Below are 25500 nucleotides of genomic sequence, written 5' to 3'. Positions count from 1 at the left end.
CGAAGAGTCGCGGGCAATTTGCCTGCGGCTCTTTTTCTTGTATCTATAATCAGGGATCGGGCCAAGGTAAGGCGGTGCTTCCGACTTTATTAGGAGGATTCCATTATGATAATTGTAAATGGCGGGCATATAAAAAAATATTACGGGGCGAACCTCGTCCTCGAAGACGTGACATTCGAAGTGCAAGAGAAGGAGCGTATCGGACTGGTCGGCCGCAATGGAAGCGGTAAGTCGACGCTTATCTCGCTGATCGCCAAGCTCTCGAAGCCGGACGAAGGCATGCTCACGATACGTAAAGAGCTGCGAATCGGCTATTTGGCACAAATACCAGCGCATTGGGATGACGGTTTAGTATACGACGTGCTGGCCTCAAGCTGCAAAGAGCTGCTTGCGTGCAAGGCTCGCATGACGGAGCTGGAGCAGCAGATGTCGGATCCAAATTCGGTGGCAGGCGATTCGCAGCGCCTAGAACGGCTGCTTGCCGATTATGCAAAGCTGCAGGAGCGGTTCCAGATCGAGGGCGGCTACGAGCTTGATGCGAGGATTGATACGGTGGCGAACGGGCTGCAAATTCCGAAGGCGATGTATGAACGAAGCTATGCGTCGCTCTCAGGCGGGGAGAAGACGAAGATTGGGCTTGCCGCACTGCTGATTAGCAAGCCGGAGCTGCTGCTGCTCGATGAGCCGACGAACCATCTGGATCTGCAGAGCGTCGCTTGGCTGGAGTCGTATCTGAACGGCTACGACGGCGCATGTTTAGTCGTCTCGCATGACCGGGCTTTTCTAGATCATGTCGTTAGCAAAATCATCGAGCTGGAGGATGGCGAAGCACAGAGCTATCATGCGAACTACAGCGGTTATGTGAAGGAGAAGGAAGAGCGGCTGCTGCAGCAGTTCGCCCAATTTCAAGAGCAGCAGAAGCAGATCAAGAAGATGAAAGAGTCGATTAGGCAGCTGACGGAGTGGGGGCGTAATGGCGGCGGCGAGAAGTTCTTCCGCCGGGCGGCCTCGATGCAGAAGGCGCTGGACCGAATGGAGAAGGTGAAGCGGCCGGTGCTTGATCCGAAGAGCGCTGAGTTCCAGCTGAAGCCGGAGGACCGTTCGGGGAAGCGAGTTGTAACGATGACGAACGTGAGCAAGCGTTACGGCTCTAAAGAGCTGCTGAACGAAGCGAATGGCTTGCTGCTGTACGGTGACAAGATCATGCTTCTCGGGCGCAACGGCACAGGGAAGTCAACGCTGTTCAAAATGATTACGGGGGAAGAGTCGCCCGATGACGGTATGATTGAAGTAGGTGCGCGGGTCGAGATCGGATACTTGGCGCAGCAGGAGTATCCGGCGGACGATAAGAAGAGCATGCTCGTTTATTTCCGTGAGCAAGCAGCGATGGAGGAAGGCGAAGCGCGGTCACACTTGGCCCGGTATCTTTTCTATGGTGCTGATGTGTTTAAGAGTGTTAGCCAGCTCTCTGGCGGCGAGTGGACGCGGCTTAGGCTTGCGCTTCTCATCCTGAGGAAACCGAACCTGCTCCTGCTCGATGAGCCGACGAACCATATGGACATCGCGGCGAGGGAAGCGCTTGAAGAGGCGCTAGAGGATTTTCCGGGTACGATTCTTGCTATTTCACATGATCGCTACTTCATTAATAAGCTTGCGAGTCAAATCTGGGAGCTGCGGAGCGGCCGAATAGATGTTTACCAGGGCAGCTATGACGATTATGCTGCGAAGCGAGATCAGCTGCTTGCGGCAGAGAACGCCTGGGCTGCGGCTGTTCGTGCAAAGCCAGCTGCGACATCGCAATCAGTGACGATGCACGCTTCCAACAAGCAGCCAACCAAGTCGGCGTCTTCTTCTGCGGACGGGGCGAAGCTGGAAGCTCGCATTGAGCAGGTGGAGAAGGAGCTCTCCTTGCTTGATGCAGAGCTCATGGAGCAGGCGATGCTGCTTCAAGCAGAGGAGCTAACGAAGCGATGGGCGCATAGAGAAGAACTGCAGCAGCAGTTAAATGAGCTATATGTGTGCTGGGCTGAGCAATGATTTGTCGAATTATGAGAAAAAACTGGTAGTAAGTGGACGGCCATGTGATATAGTTAGAGGGAAAAATAACTATATTTTCCTAACGGGAACTTGTCTATATCAAGAGGAGTCGATATTGCTGCTATGCTGTCCATTTTGGTGCAAGAATTTCATGGATTGCTTTACATTTTAACAGCATGTATGATGATCCTCATTGTAAAGCCGATTGCTATGGTTAAGGTTAAGCAGAGAGGCCTGCTGTTCATCGCGATATTCGTATTGTTAAGCATCTGTTACATGCTGATGGAGACGACCGATCCTCTTGTGTTCGCTTTGTATCTCATTCCGATTCCGACCGCGCTTGGCGCCATGTTTGAAGGTTGGTTGGCAGGATTGGTTGCCTGGGCTGCTTTTCTTGTATGCGGGTATTGGATTGTGGGGACGGAGCCCGTCGCGACGGTGGTAGGCACTTCCGTAATCTTGCTGCTCGGCATTCTGTTTCATCACAGATGGCTTCGTACATGTGAGCTCAGCCAGCTGATGTACAGGACACTGCTGCTTATCTCTATCTACGAAGCTGTTTATGTTGGCATCTACTATAAGCGCGGGTATGAGGTTGAACTCAGCTCGCTTGCTGTTATATTGGCGGGGACGTTCCTGTCTGCTGCGCTCGTATTCTTCGCATACTATCAAGTAAGGAATCACGAGCGGATGCAAGAAGAGCTGTACAATGCGGAGAAATACCATATGATCGGTCAGCTCGCCGCTTCCATCTCGCACGAAATCCGCAATCCGTTAACGACGACGCGAGGATTTCTGCAGATGATGGGCAAGCCGAATATTAACACCGAGTCGCTGGAGCGCTACCGGGCGCATGCGATTGAAGGCATTGAACATGCCAATTCCATCATCACCGACTATTTGAACTATGCGAAGCCGTCGATTGAGGATGCGCGCCCGATTGATGTGAAAGCAGAGATTAATGCGCTTATCCCGTGGGTTTCACCGCTGTCCGTGATGTCGAGCATCGAGATCAAGATCATCCATGAGCAAGAGGCGAGCTGCTACATTATGGGGGAGCCGAAGAAGTTTCAGCAGTGCTTGCTCAATCTGCTTAAGAACGCCATTGAGGCAATGCCAGGCGGCGGTGTGCTCACCATTACGACCAGGGTTGTCCAATCGAACGTATATATCCAGATTGCAGATACCGGCATCGGCATGAACAAGCTGCAGCTGAAGCGCATCGGCATGCCATTCTTCACGACGAAGGAGAAAGGGACTGGGCTTGGCCTCATGGTCGTCGTCAGTCTCGTGAAGGTGATGGGTGGTCAGATCGTATTCAGCAGCAAAACAGGAAAAGGCACTATTTGCGAAATTCGTTATGTTCTCTATGGATGACACAAAGGATGACACAAAAAAGAGCACCGCTTCTCTATCAGCCTGAAATGGCTCTTAGGGAAGCGGTGCTTTTGCATGCAGGACGGGTTAAGGCTGATCGACCGGCGGCAGCTGGCTCACATAACTGTCTGAGAGCTGGAGCAGCTTGAGTGCGCGGTTGTACTGGTCCTCCGAGGTGCTGGAGTTTGTCTGTACGGTCCCTTTCAGCGGGTGATGCGTACCGTCCTTATAGGCTGTGCCTGGGATGAATAGCTCATGATCGGTAATAACCGAACCGGAAGGCAAGTAATAACGTTCCGGCAGCATATTCGAAGTCTGATTAAGCAAGTCTTGTCCGAAGTGAATGTGATCGGCTAATGAGAAGCCAAGCAGATTCGAGACAGTCGGCATAATATCGGATTGCGCCCCGAGCTGCGGGAGCACTTGATGCGGCTCCTTGATGCCTGGGCTTGAAATAATGAGCGGTATGTTAATCATATCCGTCACTCCATAATCATGACCGTAAATCTCCCGCATAAGCGCCTTATCATCATTATTAAGCGAGTAGATCGGCAGACCGAGGTGGTCGCCGTAGATGACGAAGACGCTGTTGTCCCACAGACCGCGCTTCTTCAAGTCATCAATAAACAATCCCAGTGAATAATCGGCGTAGTTCTGCGCACGAATATAATCACCGACGAAAGTGCCATCATAACGATCAGGCAGCTCCAGCTTATATTTACCCTTAGGAATCGTAAAAGGGTGATGGGAAGACATCGTTATAAGCTGTGAATAGAACGGCTTGCCCGACTTCTGCATCGTGTCCAGCTGCTCCGCCGTTTTCTTGTACAGCACTTCATCGGATGGACCGAAGAATACCATATCGTCCGTTCCGAAGAAGGATTGATCGTAATATTTGTCCCAACCTAGCGCATTGTACAACTCTTTGCGATTCCAGAAGTCAACGACATTCGTATGGAACGTAGCGGTTTGATAACCGTTCTCCTCGGCCAGACGCGGCAGGCTCGGAAGCTTACGGTCGCTGTAGATCATCGTAGCGGCGCCGGTTGGAGGCGTGTAATACGACGTATTAACGACGAATTCAGCGTCGGATGTATTGCCTTGTCCGACTTGTTGATAGAAGTTAGGGAAGTACAGGTGCTCATGCGCCAATTTGTTCATATTCGGCGTAATTTCTTGACCGTCTATTTTCAAGTCGATCAGGAAATTCTGGAATGCCTCCATTTGAACGATAATCAGGTTTTTGCCGGATGCACTCTTCCAGTACTTCGGTGATTGCGGCTCCGTAATACCTTTTGCTTGATCGATCGTTTGCTGATTAATATCGGCCATCGGAATTTCCGGCATTTTGGAATCTGCGAAGATCGTGTAGAGCTCATAATTAAGAATACCCATATCCTCTGCCTTTACCAATTCGTTCATACTGGCGCGGTTGGGCAGGATGTTGAACAAGCACAGCGCAAGCGAGCATATGAACACAAGCGAAACGACAGCTTTGTTCAATGGCACTTGGCTAAATTTCTTCCAATTCTGCAGCTTCGACTTGCGAAGGAGCAGGAAGATAAAGACGATAATATCGAGGAAAATAAACAAATAATAAGGGTCGAGAAGAGAGAAGACGCTGCTCTTGACCGCAGTTACCTGATTTGCTTGCTCAAGTGCATGGTACGTTACGATAATGCCGAAATATTTATAATACATGATGACGGCAAACAGTATGGCCGTCACGAATAAGTTGGCCGTTACGTACAGGGCGAGCTTGCGTTTTGTAGCGAACCATTCGATTAAACAGAACAGGAGCCAGAAGAAAGGAAGCTCTGTAATGAATAACGTTAAGGATGGGCCTCCGTCGAAGATGACGAGGTAGGCTAGCATGCTTTTGACAACGAGAATGAGTGTGAAAAAAAGAAACGGCCTCATCTGCAGCAGCCGTTTAAGTTGCCTTATCGGCATGATGAAATCCTCCTACGAATTAATGTGCGTCGTTCCATAATAAACTCTCATCGTACATTATGCGCCTGTGCTAGATAGTTTGTCAAAATGGTAAATGCACACAAAGGCCCAGCTTAAGTGTATACTACTTATATCTTATGAATTCTCTATGAAGGGTAACGATTCTACTATGACTAGTATTCGAGCGATGGTCTCATCGCTTCGGTTGCAGCTCGGGCCAAGAGCCTGGCATAATTTCAGTTATGATGTAACCGCTTCCCTATTATTTAGCTTCTTCAACGTGGTCTTCAACCAGTTCTATATCCCGATGGCGATCCAACAAGGCGCATCGAATATTCAAGTCGGCCTCTTGTCGGCCGCGCCTGCAATCGGGCTGCTATTCTCCCCGATGTGGGCAGGCTGGATTGAACGTTCGCAGTCGCCGAAGCCGTTTATCATCGTGCCGAACTTTATCGCCAGAGCGCTTATTCTGCTGCCTGCATTCTTCGGCGTGCCGCTTGTCTATGTATGTGCAGCGCTTATGTTTCACATGCTTATGGGAATTCAAGCGCCGGCCTATGCCTCGTTAGTTGTGCGGATGTATCCTCCTGAGCATCGCGGGAAGCTGATGGGGAATACGAGGGTTGCTATGGGATTGATTATGATTCCGACGGCGTTCTTCATTGGCAAGTGGACGGATGTTTCCGGGCCGTCTGGTCCGCTGCTCTTCGCTTCCGTGACAGGAGTCATCTCGATTCTGGTCTTCAATCAGGTCAAAGCCCGCAAAGTTCCGCCGAGCGTTGGACAAGCCAAGAAACGGGCGTCGCTCCCCGAACAGCTGCAGCTTATTAAGCAGAAACCGGAGATCGGCATCTTCTTCCTCGCTTGCATGTTCAGCGGTTTCGGCAATCTCGTTGCGAATCCGTTGTATCAGATTATTCAAGTTAACCACTTAGAGCTGACGAATACCGAGATCGGCTTCGCGCGCATTGCGTATTTCTCGTGCCTGCTCGTGTCCTATATGATCGTCGGCAGCGTTATTGATAAACTGTCAGCCAAGCATACGGTCGTGTTCGGTTTTGCTGCTTTTGCAACGGTCCCGCTGCTCTACGCCATATTCGGTAATTATCCGGCGGTGCTAATCGGCAGCGGCATGCAAGGAATTGGCGATGCGATCTGGGACATCGGCTTCCTCGCCTATATGCTGCGCCTCGCTCCTGGACGCGAAGTGATCGTGTTCGGACTGCATCTCATGCTATTCGGCATCCGCGGCACGATCGGACCGCTGCTCAGCACGACGCTGTCGGAGGTCATCCCGATCGCAGATATTCTGTATGCGTCGGCGCTTTTTGGTATTGCGGGGGTTCTGACGTTTATGTTGTACAGCCGGAGCTCGTCTGGGAAAGTGCGGAAAGTGGAGCAGGTGTGAGTGGAATAATTTCAATAAAATGAGCAAGAGCTTCTATTGTCACGATGGATTCGTGGGGGTAGGGGCTTTTTTTAATTCTGAGCAGTAGAAGGGCCCCAGAGTCGTTTCATTCGCTGAAACTGCCTCATTTTCTTCTATCCATCTCCTGCGTTCCTTGCTCGATCATTCTAACGAATCGTATTGAGCTTATTTGCCTTAAAATCGCCATTTTGGAATTCTAAAGAACCTCAGCATCGTTATTTCGTGGTTTTTGAGCAGAAAAGCCACTTTTTGATCGAATAGCGCTTGTGAGATTCGTTAGAATTGTAAAACGTCGAGAATCGGTCGAATAGCGTGTATAGGATTCGTTAGAAATTCAGGTGTGCAGTTAGATTGCTTTAGTGCACAGCGAGCGTACGAAATTGATGCAAGTAGCCAAGTGATCGAGGTTCTGAAGCATTCTATCGTTACTCGCCGCCATCACAGTGGAGCAGAAAGGTCCGGCATATAAGCTGCAACGGAGCGGGGGCGACTGAATAGAAAGCCAACAGCTCTGCCAACGCGAAACAACGAAAAGACCTCCGCCCACTAACGTGGAACGGAGGTCTTCATACGTGGAACGTTAGTCCCGTTCGAATCCACTAAACAACCAACTCCCGCTTGCGGAAGAACGACTTCAGCGCGTTGTACACTTCGCCTTTCTCGCGGATGACGTAGTGCATGAAGTTCGGCAGGTTGATGTGCTTGTAGGCCGACATTAGCGTGCTGGAGCGGTTGTATTGGTTCACCTCGCCATAGCCGAACAGATTCGCGCGTTTGAGCAGCTCGCCGATCAGCTTCACGCAGCGCTCGTTGTCGCTCGTTAGGTTGTCGCCGTCGGAGAAGTGGAACGGATAAATGTTGTACACCGATGGAGGAAACCGGCTGTCGATAATATCGATTGCCTTAATATACGCCGACGAACAGATCGTTCCGCCGCTCTCGCCGCGGGTGAAGAACTCCTCCTCGGTAACTTCCTTCGCCTCGGTGTGATGCGCGATAAACACAATCTCCACATTCTCATATTGGTGCCGCAGGAAGCGAGTCATCCAGAAGAAGAAGCTGCGCGCCACGTACTTCTCGAAGGAGCCCATCGATCCGCTCGTGTCCATCATTGCCAGAATAACGGCATTGGACTGCGGCTTTATAATTTCCTCCCACGTCTTATACCGCAAGTCATCCGGCGAAATGCCGTGGATGCCAGGATCGCCATGCGTCGCATTCCGCTTCAGGTTCTCGAGGATCGTCCGTTTCTTATCGATGTTGGACATGATCCCTTTTTTCCGTATATCGTTAAAACGAATCTCTTTGGTCTCCAGCTGATCGCGATCCTTCTGCTTCAGGAACGGCAGCTCCAGCTCCTCGAAGAGCATCGTCTCCAGCTCCGCTAGGCTGATCTCTGCTTCGACAATATCGTCGCCTGGCTGATCGCCGGCGTTCTCGCCCTTGCCGCCTTTCTGAGCGGAAGCGGGGTCGACGCCGAGCACGTCGCCGACTTGGCTGTCGCCGTCGCCTTGGCCGACATGCTTATTTTTGTTGAAATTATAGACGAAGCGGTACTCGTCGAGACTGCGAATCGGTACTTTAATGACATGCTTCCCGTCGGACATGACAATGTTCTCTTCCGATACAAGATCGGGTAAGTTCTGTTTGATCGCCTCGCGAACCTTCTGTTGGTGTCTCGCCTGATCCTGATGCCCTTTGCGATGAAGCGACCAATCCTCACGCGACACGGTGTAAAGCGTTCCCTCATTATCTGCCATGCCTCCAGCACCTCCTCATACCGTTTAAGCTTGTTGTTATTCATTCTATTCAAGACTCGGACGGTTATGTGAACGAAAAAGCGCGGAGCTTCTAGCAATCTGTCAATCGGGACGGACTTAAGGCTCTATTCTTTCAATAGCCACGCTTCCCCAAGGGGCGGCTTTCACATCGACGACGAGATCGCCTGAACGCGCGCGCTCCTCCAGTGATTTTCCCGTATTCTCTGATACGTAATACTGCTCCAGCCCGTAATGGATACGGATCGTCTCGTCAGTGACGTACTGTACGCGGCCTTTCAATACTGCCTCGTCCGCGCCGTGAGAAGGTTTGCTGCGATAGACACCTTGCATCTCATACAAACCACCAGCACCAGCTTCCTGCAAAAGCACATACACGTTATCGCCGCGCTCTGCTTTCCGCCCCTCGGCCTTCCACTTCGACCAATCTGCATTATTAATTTTGTAATTAAGCTGTACATAATCGCCGTAGAGCTGGTCGCGTGGATCGACCGGAGCGGTCTGCAGCCGGATTTCTTTGCCTACCCAGAGCGCCGAGTAGTGGTAGAGAACAATGCCGGAGAGGAAGAGAAGCTGCATCGCAACGACCACTATGAGCCAGAAGGTCCCGCCACGTTTAGAGCGGTTATTTGTCGTCATGGCGATGTTCCTCCTCATCATGCAACTCGGTCAAAAACTGTTTTTTTCGCCGGTTCAAGAACCAGCTAAGCGCTAGCAGCAGTACGCCGCCGATGATGAAGAAGATTGATTTGTCCATAAAATCCCATGCCAGCTTTCCGTAAGCCGCCATCGTGCTCGTCAGGAACAGCAGCGTACCGAGGTTGATTTTGACCGCCCATTCTTCCGCATAGCCCCGCCATAGCAGGTAGAGGGAGAAAAGGAACAGCGTTATCAGGTAAGCGGCATCCGCGCCATGAGCGAGGTAGAAGAAGGGCAGCGCGAGAATCCAATCGACGCCCGAGGATAGTCGGCCGCTGCGATACTTGCCTGCAAGAGACAACCCGCAGAACAGCACGAGTGCAAGCGCGAACCAAACGGGCTGCGCGGCTAAGTCCTTCAAGAACGAGGAATCGTTCGAATCATTCCAGAACAGGACGATAAACAGATTGTGCACGAAAGCGGCGACGAGCGGAATCGCTTGGAACGGATACACCGATTTGCGTTCCTTCGTCCAATCCATAGCGGTATACAGCAGCCAGACCGGAATGAAGAACCAGGAGAACGCCCAGTCATGTACGGTCACAAGCAGTAAGCTCTGAATCGTGAAGCTTGCGGCGAGCAGCCACGCGAGCAGCGTATTTGGCCTGCGCAGCCAATAGAAGCCAAGCCCTATGATCATGATCGCAAACGCAACGTAGCTGAACTGGCTGAATTCCGTTGAGTTATACCATTGTAAGCAGGTGAAGATGAGCAGTGTGATGATGAAGAGATAGCGGCTCTTAATGAGCCACGTTAACAGAAGCCCTGCAGTACCCCACGCGATAAATGATGTAACGTCATATGCTTGCAAATGGAACATTTGACCGATGAGCACAATGCCTGCTCCGAAGGTCAGCAAGCCGAGCCCAATCAGAGCGACGCCGAGCTTGTCATAGCTTCTTCTGCGGAAAGCTTCGCCGGATGTATAGAAGCCGATCATCGCCGCCGCTATGATGAGAAGCCGGATGAGCTGCGGGATTTGCTGCCAATTCGCAGCGACAAAGCTGAGAATTCCGAGCCCGACGAGAATGCTGCCTAGCAGCGGAATGATGCCGATCGCACGCTTCTGCTGAGGGTAGAGCGCCAGGATGCGCTGATATTGCTCTGATGTAATAATGCCTTTCTGCGTCCATGATTGTCCTTCTTGCTGCAGCCACTTTCTATCCATGTGCGGCACCTCTTTCTTGCTTCTTACCTTCAGTATAATCATCGTTCTTGCAAAACATAGTACTAACTTTCCCTAGTACCGGAGATAAGTCTAATTCGCGCTTGTGCAAAATGTTATATTCGTTATAATACAACTATACAAATACGGATGAAAATGGTACAAAGACAAAAGGATAGGAGGGTTCGTATGCAGGATGGACGAATACCAATCTACCAGGTCATCCAGGAATATATTAAGAATCAGATTACGACCGGTTTCTGGAAGATCGGGGACAAAATCCTCACGGAGAAGGAATTGATGGAGAAGTTCGATGTAAGCCGCATTACGGTGTCGAACGCTCTAACGGGACTGGCGAAAGAAGGCTGGCTGTACCGGATTCAAGGCAAAGGCAGCTATGTGCAGGAAATGAAGAAACCGCTCGCCCACATGACGGGCGGCAGCGGCCCATCGACACAAGCAGGCACTCAGCAAGCGGACTCCCGCCGCATTATCGGCTTAATCATGCCTAACTTAAGCGATTTCTTCTCGATTCGTCTGAATGGCGGCATCAGGAAAGCACTATCGCAGACGGACTATAAGCTCGTCCTGATGTTCTCGGAGAATTCAACGGAACGCGAAGCTGTTGCGATTCGTGAATTGCTCGGCATGGGCGCTGCGGGTCTTATTATTTTCCCGGTTGATGCGGAGTCGTACAACGAAGAGATTCTTCGCCTGAAGCTGGATCGGTATCCATTCGTCATTATTGACCGGTATTTGTCCGGTATTGATACGCATTTCATCGGCTCAGACGGCGTGGAGGCATCGCGTCTTGCGGTTAATCACCTATACGAGCTTGGTCATCGCGACATTGCGATCTGTTCGGATGTGCCGCTCTCAACGACAACGATCGAGCAGCGGGTTTCCGGCTATATGAGAGCGCTCAAGGAGCGGGGCGAGATGATTAATCCGGCTCTCATGCTGACGGAGTTCCACATCAATCATGATGAAGCAGAGCTTGACCAGCAGCATCCGCTTTTCCGATATGTCAAGAACGGGCTTGCTACTGCATATATCGCCTTAAATGGCTATATGGCCATGCATTTGTACAAGATTGTTCGCTTCCTCGGTCTGGAAGTGCCGAAGGATCTGTCGATCGTCACGTTTGACAGCATATCGCCGAGCAAGGAGTTTAACTTCTTCACCTACATTGACCAGCACGAGCACGAAGTTGGACGAACAGCCGCCTTGCAGTTGCTTGATTTGCTGCAGCATCACAGTCTTTCATCGAGCGAAACAAAGTACCGCAAAATCATCATTCAACCGCATCTCGTGCCGAGCCAGTCAACGGCGCCTCTGCCACTGCGTACAAACAAATAACGTTTCTTTCTAAGTATGGAGAACCTTGCGAAAGGATCTTTTTGTAATGCGCTTAACAGGGCAAATCGTCTACTAAAAAAGGCGAATCTAGTTATTAACGCTTCGACAAAACCAGTCATTGACAGTAATTCGGCATTCGAAGTATTATGACGACATATTGTATATTACAATTGGCAGCTCATATGATTAACTAGAGTTAGGAGAGATGCTTCAATGCTTAACCCGGTAGTTGCACAAGGAGAGCTTACGGATACAGACCGTTTTATTTTTGAATCATGGGGATACATCATTATTCCTGACGTATTGAATGCAGAAGAAGTGCAGGCATGTCTGGAAGCTTCCAAACGCATTCACGATGCGGCTGGAACCGAAGGGTTCGGACAAGTTGGCCGTGGTTATGAAACGGAGCTCGCTCTGGAGAAGCTGATGGATCACCCGGCTGTGATTCCGAAAGTAAGAGGTATCTACGGTGACCGCTTCATTATGCAGTCCGGCTGGAATACGAAGCAGCCTGCCTTTGGTCCGGTGGGCGGCTGGCATCAGGACGGCTCAGGCGCGTATGACTTCAAGAAGCTGAGCTTCCATATACCGCTTCTTCAGCTTCGGGCGTCATTCTTGCTGACCGATCAGACGTTGCCGAGAATGGGTAATATGGAGCTGATCCCCGGCAGCCACCGCGCGCAGGTGCCAATGCCGGATTCGATTCGCAAAGAGAAGGGCGATATCTCCATCGGCCATGTCATCTGTGCCAAAGCCGGCGACGTCCTGCTGTTCCACAACGCCGTATGGCATCGGACTTATGCGCATGACGGAGACTATGACCGCTACACGATGCACTACATTTACAGCCCGCCATGGGTGAAGCCGTCGGATCGGCTGCAGAATTCGCAGGCGTTCCTCGACCGGACGACGCCGGTGCGTCGTGCGCTGATGGGCGAATTCCATCGCCCGGATGCACCATTTGGCGCTGGCTACGAACCGCCTCCGTTTGACGCGCCAGGCGAATAGAGTGGAATAAGCAAACAAAAAAAGTGCCTAGAAGCTTCGTAACTTCTAGGCACTTTTATTATTATTGCGAGCCTCCCAGAATGATGCCGATGAAGAACAAGCCGATCAGGCCAACTGGCAGTATCGCATTCAATATGATGCCAAGTATGGAGAACGCCTTCCGTTTGTTCTTTGAAGAGACGCCGACAATGCCGAGAATAAGCCCCACGATGCCGACGATGCCCGACAAAATGACTATAAGTCCGCCCATAATAATTGGCGCATATTCCGCCAGATCTTCTTCTTGCGCTTCAACCCTATTCTTGAAGGTGTTGATGTCAGGGAAGTTGTGGTTCATAATAAATGATGTTATAACTAGGATGGCGACGATGAAGCCGATAATGCTGATGAGTCCAAGTATAAATGACGCTATGCCAAGCTTGGATTGGGTTCTGACGGGTACGGCCGCGATTTCAGACGACTCCGGATCGAAATGATCTGGCGCATAATGCTGTCCATTGTCATGTTCATTCATCGTAAGATATCTCCTTTATCCACATTATCAATCGTTTGCTATCGTTCCAATTATACTTAGACATCATAGGATTCGGAAAGGAAGGAGAATGGCATGTTTAATAAATATGGCGCTTATGGAGCCATCCACGCCCTTGTTGCTGTTGTGCTTGGCGCATTCGCCGCACACGGCTTGAAGGATCGGCTGACAGCCGAAATGCTGAACGTATTCGAAACAGGCGTTCGCTATCATATGTACCACGGTATCGGACTTCTACTTATCGCGCTTGCTTCTGACCGGATCGGTCAACAGCGCGGCATTCGCTGGGCTGCCCGGCTGATGCATACCGGCATCTTCTTATTCTCGGGCAGCTTGTATGCGCTTAGCTTGTCCGGCATTAAGCCGCTGGGAATCATTACGCCTTTTGGAGGCCTTGCCTTTATTGTGGCGTGGGCAATGGCTGCTTATGCAATTTGGAAAGCGAAGAGCAATCAGGAATAACGGGCTACGCTGCTGCCCAGCTCCTGAATCTGTTCGTTCAATTCACTCATGACAGAGGTGATTCGGTTCACGGAGGCTGCTCTAGCTTCCGCGATGCCGGACACCTCTTTTGTTAATTGCGCTGCATTTCGCGATACGGTTTCTGTCTGCTCGACCATCGCGGCCATCTCTTGGCTGCCGGCAGTCATTTCTTCTGTAGCCGCCGCCACTTCCTGCAGCATCACATTCATGGAAGTGATCGAATCGGCGATGCGAGAGAAGGAAAGCTCGGCGGTTTGAACGAGCCGTGTGCCTTCGCTAACCTCGATATGCCCCTGCTGAATGCGAGCGACAGCAACCTTGATCTGCTCGCGAATTGTCGTCACTCGCTCCTGCACCTGACCGGCTGCTTCGCCTGCCTGCATGGCCAGCTTCCGCACTTCGTCCGCTACAACGGCAAAGCCCTTCCCATGTTCACCTGCTCGCGAAGCCTCGATGTTCGCGTTCAAAGCCAGAATATTCGTCTGCGACGCGATCTTGCCAATCCATTCGGCAATTTCCACGATGGATTCCGAATGCTTCTCCAGCTTCTGCATATCATTCACGACCTGCTGCACAGAGCCGCTTGCTTGGTTCATCTGTACGACAGCATTGTTGATGCTCGTGCGGCCATCCTCAGCGAATCCGGTCGACTCCGTCGCGCTATGCGTAACCGAAATCGTGCGTTCGTAGATTTGATGAATGCCGTCTGCGATGCCGGACATCGCTTTCGTACCGCTTGCCGCGCCGACGAGCTGGGCTTCAGCACCCTCGGTCAGCATGTGCATATGATCCACGATCTGTCCGATGCCTGTCGTAGTTTCCTCGGTCTCGCCTGACAAGACAGCTGCAGTTCCAGAGGCGGAGGTAGACGTCGTTTCGATGCCTTTCACAATATCATGCAGATCGGACACTGTCGTTTGCAGCGTACCGGTAATAAAGCCGATTTCATCGCGGCGCTTCAATTCGCCTGCCGGAGCTTGAGCCGACAAGCGGCCTTCAGCGACTAACTTCAAATAGGCATGGATCCGTTTGAGCGGGGTAATGATCCGGCGTTCGATGAAGAAGCCGATAATCGCGATCAGTACGAGAGCGGCAGCACCTGCTTGCAGACTCAGCTTGCTTAAGCCCGATGCCACTTCCGAGCTGACGCGCAGCTCTCTGGCTACCGACAGAACGCCGATCGGCTTGCCCGCATAATCGGTTACCGGCAACATTTTGACACTATAAGGATGGTCAGTTTGGTTCAAGCTCGCAATGATCGGTTGTCCCGGCGAAGTCGATTTCATCTGATCATCGTAGAGCTGTTCAGCGACAGCAGCTTCTTTAACTCCAGCCTTGTCCGAATCAATCCAGCCTGTATCGCCAAGCTTCGAGTAGAACGATACGTCGACGCCGACCGTGCTGGCAATGGACGACAATGCGTCTGCATTAAGGAGTCGGCCGAAGATGAGTACGCCGGGAGAGGAGAGCTTGTTCTCTTCGTCGTTTATTTTTGAAGCGGCAATGAACGCAATGCCTTTGGACGTAACAAGCAGGCCTGAGAAATCGCCATCTGACTTCGCTTTCTGCACAATGCCGAGCTTGCTGATGTTCGGAACCATGAAATCCGCTACGTCGCCGCTCTGAAGCACGACGTTGCCGTCATAGTCAGCCGAAACGGTAAAATCCAAATTTGGTATAATATTGACCGCGCCAGCCACGTTGTCTGTAATCCATTCGAGATCATGCGTGAGCATCGCGGTTCGATAGTCTCCCCAGTGGGAATTGGTAACGGTTACATCCATAACATGAGAAGAGAGAATCGTGAGCATTCCTTCTACGGATGCGGCAGATTCGTCGGTAGCACCGCGGTCCATGACCTCAAGCTTCGATGTGATGGAGTGATAATAGTAGAGGCCTATACCGGTAATTGGCGCAAGCAGGACTACTGCGATGAGCAGTATGATTTGTGAACGGACAGAAAAAGAACGCATAATAGATGAAGTCTCCTTTGATCGCCAAAATAAATAGGAATAGCACCTAAACTCTTCCACTTATTTTGACAGCAGACGACATGATTATCAATACCTATGTCGAAAGTCCTTGCAATGTGGCAAAAGAAAAGCCAAGTGCGCTTATTAGGCGCAGCTCGGCTTCATGATCGTCTTATACAAACTCTTCAATTTCGGAAAGCGCGAACGCATAGACCTGCTTCTCATCGACATGGTAGACGGTTATCATCTGTGACGCTTCATCAAGGTTGAGGATGCGGCATGGCATGTTTAGATTCTTCCCGAAGCCCTTGTTCGCCGTTAGCCGGATTAAACGGTTCTCTGCGATGCAAGCCTTAATTCGTTCCGTGCTAAAAGCCGTAGCCGCTGCGGCAGCTTCAGCCTTCTGGCCTGCCTTCGATGCTTTAGTATCCTTTGGCTTATTCGCAGCGCTTGTTTCAAGCGTCTCAATCAGCCGGCCGAGCTCAATGCCGGATTGAATGCGAAAATCAGCAAACCCTGCTTGGTTCAGCGCATGAAGCAGCCTCTCCATCGCAATGGCGTTGCTGTCACCTTGCACAAGAATGTCAACATTGAATAAATGAGCGGATGTTTGCTTTTGAAGTTTATCTGATTGATTCATTGTGCCACTCCATGACGTCATAAAGTATTCTAACTATATCATTATCGCTACAAATATTGTAGTGTCCCGAATTGATTTTTTGCAGTAAAAAAGCAGGCGCGTTTGGTCAGGCTGACGCAACACTCACCGGCAAGCGCGAGCATATAGTGAAAAGGAAAATGTAACGATGAGCTAAAAGCGCTTGCGGGTAGAAGGAGGTGGTTTTCGTTTGATGCGGATGGTTCCAATTGTGCTCGCAGACCAAACAACGGTTCTTGGCGTAGAAGTGCTTCTGCCCAAAACGACTTTGCTTGCGGTGACGACGGATAAAGGGTACATCATGTGCGGGGCGCTCGATGTCTCGCTTCTGAATGAACGGTTGAAAGATAGAGGCATCATTGCGGGGCGTGCAGTCGGTGTCAAAACGCTGGAAGAGCTGATGGCTGCGCCGCTTGAGTCGGTGACAATCGCAGCGGAGGCGCTTGGCATAAAGCCTGGCATGAAAGGTGCGGACGCGCTGCTGTTAATGATATAGAACGATCAACATTAATAAAGGGCCGCCTCAGGCAGCAGCATCTGCTGTTGCCAGGCGACCCTTATTTATTGCTTGAAGCGTGAATTAGCTGTTGAATAGCTTTTTAAGATTCACGTTATACGGAGGCTTCACGATGCCCTTCTCCGTAATAATTGCAGTTACATACTCGTTTGGCGTAACGTCGAAGGCCGGATTGAACACTTTGACGCCAACAGGCGCTGTCCGTTTGCCGAAGCCTTCTGTAATTTCTTCCGCATGGCGCTCTTCAATTGGAATCTCCGAGCCGGACGGCGTGTTCAGATCGATCGTCGAGAGCGGACTAGCGACATAGAATGGAATGCCGTGCGCTTTGGCAAGAACAGCAACGCTGTAAGTGCCGATCTTGTTCGCTACATCACCGTTTGCGGCAACGCGGTCCGTGCCGACGATAACGGCATCGATCCAGCCCTTGCTCATGACCATGCCGGCCATGTTGTCGCAGATAAGCGTAACGTCAACGCCTGCTTGCTGCAGTTCGAACGCTGTCAGCCTGGCGCCTTGCAACACTGGACGCGTCTCATCCGCAAACACGCGCAGATGGATGCCTTGCTCCAATGCGAGATAGAAAGGCGCGAGCGCTGTGCCGTATTTAGCAGTTGCGAGTCCGCCGGCGTTGCAGTGTGTCAGAACGCCCATTCCGTCTTGGAATAGCGTAAGCGCGTGCTCGCCGATGAGACGGTTCGTCTCTTCGTCTTCGCTTTGAATATTAATCGCTTCTTGCAGGAGCGCTTCCTTGCAGGCAGCGAGATCGCTGCCGTCAGCAGCAAGAGCATCCGCGCGTGCGCTCATCCGATCAAGCGCCCAGAACAGGTTCACGGCTGTCGGGCGGGAAGTGGCAAGGTGCGCAGCTGCTTCTTTCACAGCTGTCAGCCAGGCACCAGCCTCGCTAGCGTCGCGGCTGCCGAGCACAACGCCATATGCAGCGGCAATGCCGATTGCTGGAGCTCCGCGTACTTTCAGATGGCGAATGGCTTCCCATACATCTTGTGTCGTTACAAGTGGAAGATAGACGATCTCTTCCGGCAGAAGACGCTGATCGAGCAAATCCAATTGCACGCCAGCCCAAATGACGGATTGTAAACCTTTATAACTCGTTGTTTCCGTAGTCATAGTTAGGGGATTCCTACCTTTCTTTTATGCCTTGACAGCAGTCGAAGCCGAGAGCGCCGTATCGATAAGCTCTTCGATGGAAGCGGCTTTGCGTCCCTGCTTAATGAGCGATTTGCCGATGCTGAGCGCTAGTCGTTGCGCGCGTTCGCGTGCAGCTGCATCTTCGATCTTATCAATGTCCGCTACATGCGCGAGACCTACGATACGGCGAACCATTTTGCAGCCTGCGAACCCGATCGTGTCCTGCAGCAGGCGCCGCATGTAGTTCGCTTTGTAGCCTGAAGCAGCCGCAGCTAGGCGGTCAACGCCATGCGCATCCCACAGAGCAAGGAACTTGCTGTGGAACTGGTTCCATACGTCCTTGACCGTCTCTAGCAAGTAAGCGCGGTACTTTTCACGCTGCGACTCGTTGCTGTCGCGTCCTTCGCGTGCTGCATAGTTCAGCAGCAGGTTGGCAATAACGGCGCCGATGTCAAAGCCCATCGGGCCATAGTAGGCGAACTCCGGATCGATAACTTTCGTCGATTCTGGCGTGATAAAGATACTGCCTGTATGCAGGTCACCGTGAAGCAGCGCCTGCGATTGTGTCAGGAATTTCTCGCGCAGCAGCGCCACTTCAAGATGGAGCTCGCCATCATTCCAGAGAGCTTCTGCTTCATCGCGAATCGCCTCTTCGAAGCTGTTCGTTTCGGCATTCGTATAAGGGTCGTCGAAGATAAGATCTTCGGTGATTTTGCAAAGCTCTGGATTGATGAAGCTTGCCATGCGCAGCTTCTTCTCCTGTTGATTATGTCCAAGATCCGAGGTATAAAATAGCGTCTGCGCCATGAAGCTCGAGATATGATCGGCAAACAGCGGGTAACGTCCGCCATTAATCAATCCCTGCCTCATGATGACATGGTCACTGAGGTCTTCCATTATAGTTAGCGCAAGGTCCTTGTCGTATAGATATACGGCTGGAACAAGCCCTGGAGCAAGCTTGCCTTCGAGAATAAGCGCTTCACTCTCGATACGAGCGCGGTCGAGCGTGAGCGGCCATGATTCGCCGACTACTTTGGCGTATGGGAGTGCCTGCTTCATAATAATGCTGCTGCCCTTTGCCGGATCGGAAATATGGAACACCAAATTCAAGTTGCCATCGCCGATTTCACGGCAATTCAGCTCTGCGCCTGGGGCAAAAACACCATCAAGCGTACGAGCGATTTCGATTGCTTCTGCTTCGTTTAACGGATGATACGTAGACATCTATAGCACACCTCCGGGTCGTAATAAAGCTTCGAGCTAGACTGCCATGTGTAGGCTGATCCGCAAATATGTATAGTATAGCGAATTTTTTCGCTTTCGAACACCTTGATTTGCTATAATGGTTGTTACTGCGGATGAAACGGAGGGGAAATAGGTGAATAATGGATTCGATCAAGAGCAGCCGGTCGCGCTTAAAGAGTGGGCGGTCGCGGTGAAAGCGTTGACCGAGGGGAAACAAATTATCGTTCTGCGCAAAGGCGGCATCGCGGAAGAAACGCGAGATTTTCAGCTAAAGGCACCTCGATTCTATCTAATGCCCGCTTATGAGCATCAGAGGCCTGAGTTGCTTAAGGAGCCGTACCGGGACGATGTGCGAGAGTTGATGGCGGCATGGCAGCCGAATGCGGCAACGGTCGAGATTAACGTGGTCGCGGAAGCTGTGGACGACATCGAAATTTATGATCAGGACACACTTCGTCTGTTAGATGAGTATCATATTTGGACAGATACTTTCGCAGATGAGAGGCTTAAGTGGAAGAAGACCAAACCGCTGCATTTGTTGCTGCTTCGGGTAAGCAAGCTGGAGCGTCCAGTTCTACTGCCGATGCAAGACCATTTTAACGGATGCAAATCATGGGTGGAGCTAGGGTCATCTTTCGAAGGCGTGAAAGCGCAACCTGTCTTGAGTGACAAGGAGTTTGAGGCGCAGGTAGAGCAGATACGCAGCAAGATTGGGCGGTAATCTGTACAAGCTGGGCGTGAATGAAGGTGCTGGCTCATTGATTTCATTCGAAAACTATACTAATATATAATTGAGAATCACTGAGAATCAATTTAGAATAATTATAAAAGAGGAATTGTTTCAATAAATGCATTTCAGAAATTACCGCCTTCACTAAGGCGGGTTTCGTTCGTGCAGGGCAGAGACATTCGTCGTAACCATCTGGAGGGAGCAGTTTACCATGGCAACACATTTTAAGATCGATGGCCTCAAAGCGGCTATTGACGGTAAAGAAATTTTGAAAGGACTTAGCCTTGAGATTAAAGGCGGCGAAGTTCATGCAATTATGGGACCGAACGGTACTGGTAAAAGTACGCTAGCATCATCGCTTATGGGGCATCCTAAATATGAAGTAACGGGCGGCGAAGTTACGCTTAACGGTGAAGATGTACTGGAGATGGCTGTAGATGAGCGCGCTCGCGCTGGCCTGTTCCTAGCCATGCAATACCCAAGCGAAATTAGCGGCGTAACGAACTCCGACTTCCTTCGCAGCGCAATTAACGCACGCCGTGAAGAAGGCAAAGAAATCTCGCTGATCAAGTTCATCCGCCTAATGGAAGGCAAGATGAAAGAGCTTGAGATGAACCCTGAGTTCATGCACCGTTACTTGAACGAAGGCTTCTCCGGCGGCGAGAAGAAGCGTAACGAAATTCTTCAAATGATGATGCTCGATCCATCTCTCGTTATTCTTGACGAGATTGATTCGGGTCTTGATATCGATGCTTTGAAAATCGTTGCGAACGGCGTTAACGCTATGCGTTCCGAAGATCGCGGCTTCTTGATCATCACTCACTATCAAAGGTTGCTCGACTACATTAAACCAGACTTCGTTCACGTCATGATGCAAGGTCGCATCGTGAAGTCCGGCGGACCAGAGCTTGCTGAGCGTCTGGAAAGCGAAGGCTACGATTGGGTGAAAGAAGAACTCGGCATCGTAGACGAAACAGTCGGACAGGTTTAATCGGAGGAGGAGCAAGTGAAATGAGTACACAACTATCAACTCCGGTTAACCGCCAGACAGTTTCTGCTTTATCGCAAAGCAAAGGCGAGCCGGCATGGCTTGAAGAAGTAAGATCGAAGGGCGCCGAGCTAGCTGAAACGCTGGAATGGCCGAACCCGGAGAAGGTCCGCATCAGCCGCTGGAATTTGACAGCGATTGGTAATCACAAGGCAGAAGCTGCGATTGCAGCTGTAGATGAGCTGCCTGAAGCTGTTCGCGAATTGGCGGGACAGGATCAAGCTGGCCTTGTTGTACAGCGCAATTCCGCGAGCGTGCTTCGCAAACTATCCCCTGAGCTTGCAGCGAAGGGAGTTATTTTCACAGATTTGGAAACTGCTGCTCGTGAGCACAGTGACCTCGTGAAACAGTATCTGTTCAGCGTGGTACCTCAGGATGAGAATAAATTAACGGCTCTTCACTCCGCGATCTGGAATGGCGGCGTGTTCCTATACGTACCAAAGAATGTGGAAGTTGAACTGCCGCTTCAAGCGCTGTTCATCAGCGACGACGCTTCGGCTGCTTTCGCTCCACGCGTACTGCTCGTTGCAGACAGTCACAGCCGTGTCACTTACGTTGACAATGTCGTGAGCACATACGGCGATGCGGCAGCTGCTATCACGAAGCCGACGATTGTAGAAGTTATCGTGAAGCCTGGCGCAACCGTACGTTATGCAACGGTGCACAATATGTCGGAGAACTTAGTCGACCTAACGATTCGTCGTGCGGTTGTTGAGAACGACGGTCGCATCGAATGGATTATCGGCGATCTGCATGACGGGCACACGTTGTCCGATACGCAATCGCTTATGAAGGGCAATGGCTCGAGCTCGGATGCGAAAGTCATCAGTATCGGATCAGGCAGTCAGCAGATGAGCCTGACAACAGGCGCGGTTCACTTCGGACGCAGCACAGAGAGCAACATGGTTACTCGTGCCGTCATGAAAGAGCAAGCGACTGCGATCATCAATGGCATCACGAAGATCGAGAAGGGCGCTACGAAGGCAGGCGGGTTCCAAACAGAGAAAGTTCTCATGCTGAGCCCGAAAGCGCGCGGCGACGCGAATCCGATTCTGCTCATCGATGAAGATGATGTTAAAGCCGGACACGCAGCAAGCGTTGGTCAAGTGAACCCGGAGCAAGTGTACTACCTCATGTCCCGCGGTATTTCGAGAGCGGAAGCGGAGCGTTTAATTATATATGGTTTCTTGGCCCCAGTCGTTTCGGAAATTCCGGTAGATGCGGTCAGAGAACAGCTCCAGCGTCTGCTGGAAAGGAAGCTGGAAGGATGAATGTACAAGCGATCAGGGAGCAATTTCCGATCCTTCATCAAACGATAAACGGGCATCAGCTCGTTTACTTGGACAGCGCGGCGACTTCACAGAAGCCGCGTTCCGTCATTGATGCCGTCAGCCGCTATTATGAGCATGACAATGCCAATGTGCACCGCGGCGTTCATACGCTCGGTTCGCGGGCAACGGATGCTTACGAAGGCGCGCGCGAGAAAGTAACGAAGTTTCTGAATGCGGCAAGTCCGCAGGAAATTATTTTCACGCGCGGCACTACTACAGCGCTAAATATTGTCGCTTCGAGTTACGCGAGAGCGGTTTGCGGCGAAGGCGACGAGATCGTCATTACGCAGATGGAGCATCACTCCAATCTCATCCCTTGGCAGCAAGTTGCCAAAGCAACTGGCGCGACGCTTAAATATATTCCGCTTGAGCAAGATGGTTCCATCAAGCTCGAGAACGTGGAAGCGACAATTACAGAACGTACGAAGGTCGTATCTGTGATGTATGTTTCGAACGTGCTTGGCGTTGTAAATCCGATTAAAGAAATTACAGAGATTGCACATCGCAACGGCGCTGTTATGGTTGTCGACGGTGCACAAAGCACACCGCATATGAAGGTGGACGTTCGTGATCTCAATTGTGATTTCTACGCATTCTCCGGCCACAAGATGTGTGCTCCTACCGGAATCGGTGCGCTGTATGGCAAGAAAGCGCTGCTGGAAGCGATGGAGCCGATTGAGTTCGGCGGCGAAATGATTGATTTCGTTGATTTGCACGATTCAACCTGGAAAGAGCTTCCTTGGAAGTTCGAAGGCGGCACACCGATCATTGCAGGCGCAGTCGGCCTCGGCGCAGCGATCGATTTCCTGAACGAAATCGGCCTTGATGCAATCGAACAGCATGAGCACAAGCTTGCAGCTTACGCTTATGACCGTTTGAGCACGATAGATGGCATTTCGATCTTCGGACCTAAGCAGAACCGAGCTGGACTTGTAACATTCAACCTGAATGATGTTCATCCGCATGACGTTGCAACCGTGCTCGATACGAAGGGTATTGCCGTTCGTGCCGGACATCACTGCTGCCAGCCTCTCATGCGCTATCTGAATGTTTCTTCAACGGCTAGAGCAAGCTTTTATTTATACAATACCGAGGAGGACGTTGACCGTCTGGTCAATGGCCTTACGGAAACAAAGGAGTTCTTCGGTCATGGAATTGGATGATTTGTACCGCCGCGTCATCATGGATCATTACAAAAATCCACGCAACCGCGGAACGCTGGATGAGGATTCGGTAACGGTCAACCTCAATAACCCAACCTGCGGCGATCGCATCAGCCTACAGCTTCAAGTGGAAGGCGGCATCGTCAAGCAGGCCAAATTTACAGGTGAAGGATGCTCGATCAGCATGTCTTCGGCATCGATGATGACCGAAGCGGTAACAGGGAAGACGACGGAAGAAGCGCTGGAGCTTGCTGAACGTTTCTCCACCTTCATCAAAGGCCAGCCTGCTGAGTTTGAAGAGCTTGAGGACATTGAAGCTCTCTCCGGTGTCAGCAAGTTCCCGGCCAGAATCAAATGCGCAACACTTTCCTGGAATGCACTGCGCAAAGGAATTGAGCATCAGAATCAATTGTAACGTGGGAGACCGCGTACGATAGGAGGATTTTACTTATGGCAAAGGAAATGCCTGATTTAGAAGATTATAAATATGGCTTTCGCGACGAGCATAAGGCGATTTTCCAGTCCGGTAAAGGGCTGACGCCCGAGATTGTTCGTACGATCTCGGAAATTAAAGGCGAGCCGGAATGGATGCTGGAGTTCCGTTTGAAATCGTTGGAGCAATTCTATAAGATGCCGATGCCGAAGTGGGGCGGCAACATGGATGATCTGGATTTCGATGATATCCAGTACTATGTTCGTCCTTCCGAGAAGCAAGGTAAAACTTGGGAGGAGGTTCCAACTGAAATTAAAGAAACGTTCGACAAGCTCGGTATTCCTGAAGCGGAGCAGAAGTTCCTCGCAGGCGTATCCGCTCAATATGAATCTGAAGTTGTTTACCACAGCATGCAAGAGGATCTTGAGAAGCAAGGGGTTATCTTCACGGATACGGACACTGCGCTTCGCGAATATCCAGAGCTGTTCAGGGAATACTTCGGAACGATCATCCCGCCAGCGGACAACAAGTTCGCAGCGCTAAACAGTGCGGTATGGTCCGGTGGCAGTTTCATTTACGTGCCTAAAGGCGTGAAGTGTGAAATTCCGCTGCAAGCTTACTTCCGAATCAACTCCGAGAACATGGGTCAATTCGAGCGTACGCTGATCATCGCGGACGAAGACAGCTTCGTTCACTATGTAGAAGGCTGTACAGCTCCAATCTATAGCACGAACTCGCTTCACAGCGCAGTCGTTGAAATTCTCGTACTGAAGAACGCTCGTTGCCGCTATACAACGATCCAGAACTGGGCGCCGAACATCTACAACCTCGTTACAAAGCGTGCGGTAGCAGATGAGAACGCGACGATGGAATGGGTTGACGGCAACATCGGTTCGAAGCTGACGATGAAATATCCAGCAGTTGTGCTCAGAGGCCGCGGCGCGAAAGGTATGGTTCTGTCGATCGCAGTAGCGGGCAAAGGCCAACACCAAGACGCAGGCGCGAAGATGACGCACCTTGCACCGGATACGACTTCGACAATCGTATCGAAGTCGATCAGTAAGCACGGCGGTAAAGTAACTTACCGTGGTTTGGCGTCGTTCGGCCGTAATTCCGAAGGCTCCAAAGCGAACATCAAGTGCGATACGCTCATTCTTGATAATGAGTCGACTTCGGACACAATTCCGTACAACGAAATTATGAACGACAACATTACGCTTGAGCATGAAGCAACTGTATCCAAGGTATCCGAGGATCAGCTCTTCTACCTGATGAGCCGCGGTATGACTGAAGCGGAAGCGACGCAAATGATCGTTATGGGCTTCATCGAGCCATTCACGAAAGAATTGCCGATGGAATATGCGGTTGAGATGAACCGTTTGATTAAGTTCGAAATGGAAGGCTCGATTGGTTAAACATTTCCGCTGCGCATG

Annotated in this window: 22 protein-coding genes; 13 read left to right on the top strand and 9 right to left on the bottom strand. The window is 51.0% G+C overall.

Annotation, left to right across the window (positions count from 1 at the left end; translation table 11 throughout):
- Nucleotides 1–105 precede the first annotated feature (105 nt).
- On the top strand, nt 106–2037 hold the full coding sequence (gene abc-f / locus AC0LWF_RS05745) for a ribosomal protection-like ABC-F family protein (RefSeq protein ID WP_474650604.1): 1932 nt from the start codon (nt 106–108) through the stop codon (nt 2035–2037).
- A gap of 123 nt (nt 2038–2160) precedes the next feature.
- The gene (locus AC0LWF_RS05740) at nt 2161–3414 is read left to right on the top strand and encodes an ATP-binding protein (RefSeq protein WP_474650603.1); all 1254 of its coding nucleotides are present in this window, start codon (nt 2161–2163) and stop codon (nt 3412–3414) included.
- Nucleotides 3415–3501: 87 nt separating this feature from the next.
- On the opposite strand, the gene AC0LWF_RS05735 is transcribed toward AC0LWF_RS05740, so the two are convergent.
- Complete coding sequence (locus AC0LWF_RS05735; RefSeq protein WP_474650602.1) at nt 3502–5367, bottom strand: LTA synthase family protein; 1866 nt, start codon at nt 5365–5367, stop codon at nt 3502–3504.
- A gap of 169 nt (nt 5368–5536) precedes the next feature.
- On the opposite strand from AC0LWF_RS05735, the gene AC0LWF_RS05730 reads away from it, so the two are divergent.
- Entirely contained in the window at nt 5537–6775 is a 1239-nt protein-coding gene (locus AC0LWF_RS05730; RefSeq protein ID WP_474650601.1) for an MFS transporter, read from the top strand.
- Between the two features lie 620 nt (nt 6776–7395).
- Here the strand turns inward: AC0LWF_RS05730 and yhbH are convergent.
- The 3 genes from yhbH to AC0LWF_RS05715 all read right to left on the bottom strand — a co-directional run bounded on the left by yhbH (nt 7396) and on the right by AC0LWF_RS05715 (nt 10441).
- Complete coding sequence (yhbH, locus tag AC0LWF_RS05725) at nt 7396–8556, bottom strand: sporulation protein YhbH (protein WP_474650600.1); 1161 nt, start codon at nt 8554–8556, stop codon at nt 7396–7398.
- 117 nt (nt 8557–8673) lie between these two features.
- Nucleotides 8674–9213 carry a GDYXXLXY domain-containing protein gene (locus AC0LWF_RS05720; protein ID WP_474650599.1) on the bottom strand — a complete coding sequence of 180 codons (540 nt, stop codon included), beginning with the start codon at nt 9211–9213 and terminating at the stop codon, nt 8674–8676.
- On the bottom strand, nt 9200–10441 hold the full coding sequence (locus AC0LWF_RS05715; protein WP_474650598.1) for a DUF2157 domain-containing protein: 1242 nt from the start codon (nt 10439–10441) through the stop codon (nt 9200–9202). The genes AC0LWF_RS05720 and AC0LWF_RS05715 overlap by 14 nt, the downstream gene beginning before the upstream one ends.
- Nucleotides 10442–10627: 186 nt before the next feature.
- Between AC0LWF_RS05715 and AC0LWF_RS05710 the strand changes: the two genes are divergently transcribed.
- Both AC0LWF_RS05710 and AC0LWF_RS05705 read left to right on the top strand, forming a co-directional pair.
- Complete coding sequence (locus tag AC0LWF_RS05710) at nt 10628–11797, top strand: GntR family transcriptional regulator (protein WP_474650597.1); 1170 nt, start codon at nt 10628–10630, stop codon at nt 11795–11797.
- A gap of 213 nt (nt 11798–12010) precedes the next feature.
- Entirely contained in the window at nt 12011–12805 is a 795-nt protein-coding gene (locus tag AC0LWF_RS05705; protein ID WP_474650596.1) for a phytanoyl-CoA dioxygenase family protein, read from the top strand.
- A 61-nt stretch (nt 12806–12866) separates the two neighbouring features.
- Here AC0LWF_RS05705 and AC0LWF_RS05700 read toward each other — a convergent pair whose 3' ends face one another.
- Nucleotides 12867–13319 carry a hypothetical protein gene (locus AC0LWF_RS05700; protein ID WP_474650595.1) on the bottom strand — a complete coding sequence of 151 codons (453 nt, stop codon included), beginning with the start codon at nt 13317–13319 and terminating at the stop codon, nt 12867–12869.
- Between the two features lie 93 nt (nt 13320–13412).
- Here AC0LWF_RS05700 and AC0LWF_RS05695 point away from each other — a divergent pair, with 93 nt between their 5' ends.
- A complete protein-coding gene (locus AC0LWF_RS05695) occupies nt 13413–13799 on the top strand; it encodes a DUF423 domain-containing protein (protein ID WP_474650594.1) in 387 nt (128 codons plus the stop codon).
- Here AC0LWF_RS05695 and AC0LWF_RS05690 read toward each other — a convergent pair.
- Nucleotides 13790–15793, bottom strand: a complete 2004-nt coding sequence (locus tag AC0LWF_RS05690) for a methyl-accepting chemotaxis protein (protein WP_474650593.1) — start codon at nt 15791–15793, stop codon at nt 13790–13792. The genes AC0LWF_RS05695 and AC0LWF_RS05690 overlap by 10 nt on opposite strands.
- A gap of 172 nt (nt 15794–15965) precedes the next feature.
- Nucleotides 15966–16433, bottom strand: coding sequence for a hypothetical protein (locus AC0LWF_RS05685; RefSeq protein ID WP_474650592.1), 468 nt, complete (start codon nt 16431–16433; stop codon nt 15966–15968).
- A 208-nt stretch (nt 16434–16641) separates the two neighbouring features.
- On the opposite strand from AC0LWF_RS05685, the gene AC0LWF_RS05680 reads away from it, so the two are divergent.
- On the top strand, nt 16642–16947 hold the full coding sequence (locus AC0LWF_RS05680; RefSeq protein ID WP_474650591.1) for a YunC family protein: 306 nt from the start codon (nt 16642–16644) through the stop codon (nt 16945–16947).
- A gap of 84 nt (nt 16948–17031) precedes the next feature.
- Here the strand turns inward: AC0LWF_RS05680 and mtnA are convergent, their stop codons facing one another.
- Complete coding sequence (gene mtnA / locus AC0LWF_RS05675) at nt 17032–18096, bottom strand: S-methyl-5-thioribose-1-phosphate isomerase (protein WP_474650590.1); 1065 nt, start codon at nt 18094–18096, stop codon at nt 17032–17034.
- Nucleotides 18097–18120: 24 nt separating this feature from the next.
- Nucleotides 18121–19341, bottom strand: a complete 1221-nt coding sequence (gene mtnK / locus AC0LWF_RS05670; protein WP_474650589.1) for an S-methyl-5-thioribose kinase — start codon at nt 19339–19341, stop codon at nt 18121–18123.
- 154 nt (nt 19342–19495) lie between these two features.
- On the opposite strand from mtnK, the gene AC0LWF_RS05665 reads away from it, so the two are divergent.
- The 6 genes from AC0LWF_RS05665 (at nt 19496) to sufB (ending at nt 25482) form a co-directional block, all read left to right on the top strand.
- Nucleotides 19496–20083 (top strand): DUF1802 family protein, encoded by a 588-nt coding sequence (locus AC0LWF_RS05665; RefSeq protein WP_474650588.1) that lies wholly within the window; start codon nt 19496–19498, stop codon nt 20081–20083.
- 220 nt (nt 20084–20303) lie between these two features.
- Nucleotides 20304–21083 (top strand): Fe-S cluster assembly ATPase SufC, encoded by a 780-nt coding sequence (gene sufC / locus AC0LWF_RS05660; RefSeq protein ID WP_474650587.1) that lies wholly within the window; start codon nt 20304–20306, stop codon nt 21081–21083.
- A 20-nt stretch (nt 21084–21103) separates the two neighbouring features.
- Nucleotides 21104–22411: a Fe-S cluster assembly protein SufD gene (sufD, locus tag AC0LWF_RS05655; protein WP_474650586.1), complete on the top strand. Its 1308-nt coding sequence runs from the start codon at nt 21104–21106 to the stop codon at nt 22409–22411.
- The gene (locus AC0LWF_RS05650) at nt 22408–23634 is read left to right on the top strand and encodes a cysteine desulfurase (RefSeq protein WP_474650585.1); all 1227 of its coding nucleotides are present in this window, start codon (nt 22408–22410) and stop codon (nt 23632–23634) included. The genes sufD and AC0LWF_RS05650 overlap by 4 nt, the downstream gene beginning before the upstream one ends.
- On the top strand, nt 23621–24049 hold the full coding sequence (sufU, locus tag AC0LWF_RS05645) for a Fe-S cluster assembly sulfur transfer protein SufU (RefSeq protein ID WP_474650584.1): 429 nt from the start codon (nt 23621–23623) through the stop codon (nt 24047–24049). The genes AC0LWF_RS05650 and sufU overlap by 14 nt, the downstream gene beginning before the upstream one ends.
- A gap of 35 nt (nt 24050–24084) precedes the next feature.
- On the top strand, nt 24085–25482 hold the full coding sequence (gene sufB / locus AC0LWF_RS05640) for a Fe-S cluster assembly protein SufB (RefSeq protein ID WP_474650583.1): 1398 nt from the start codon (nt 24085–24087) through the stop codon (nt 25480–25482).
- The last annotated feature ends 18 nt before the right edge of the window (nt 25483–25500 follow it).

This window comes from Paenibacillus sp. sgz302114, from assembly GCF_056120345.1.
This window is presented reverse-complemented; position numbering and strand designations above follow the sequence as displayed.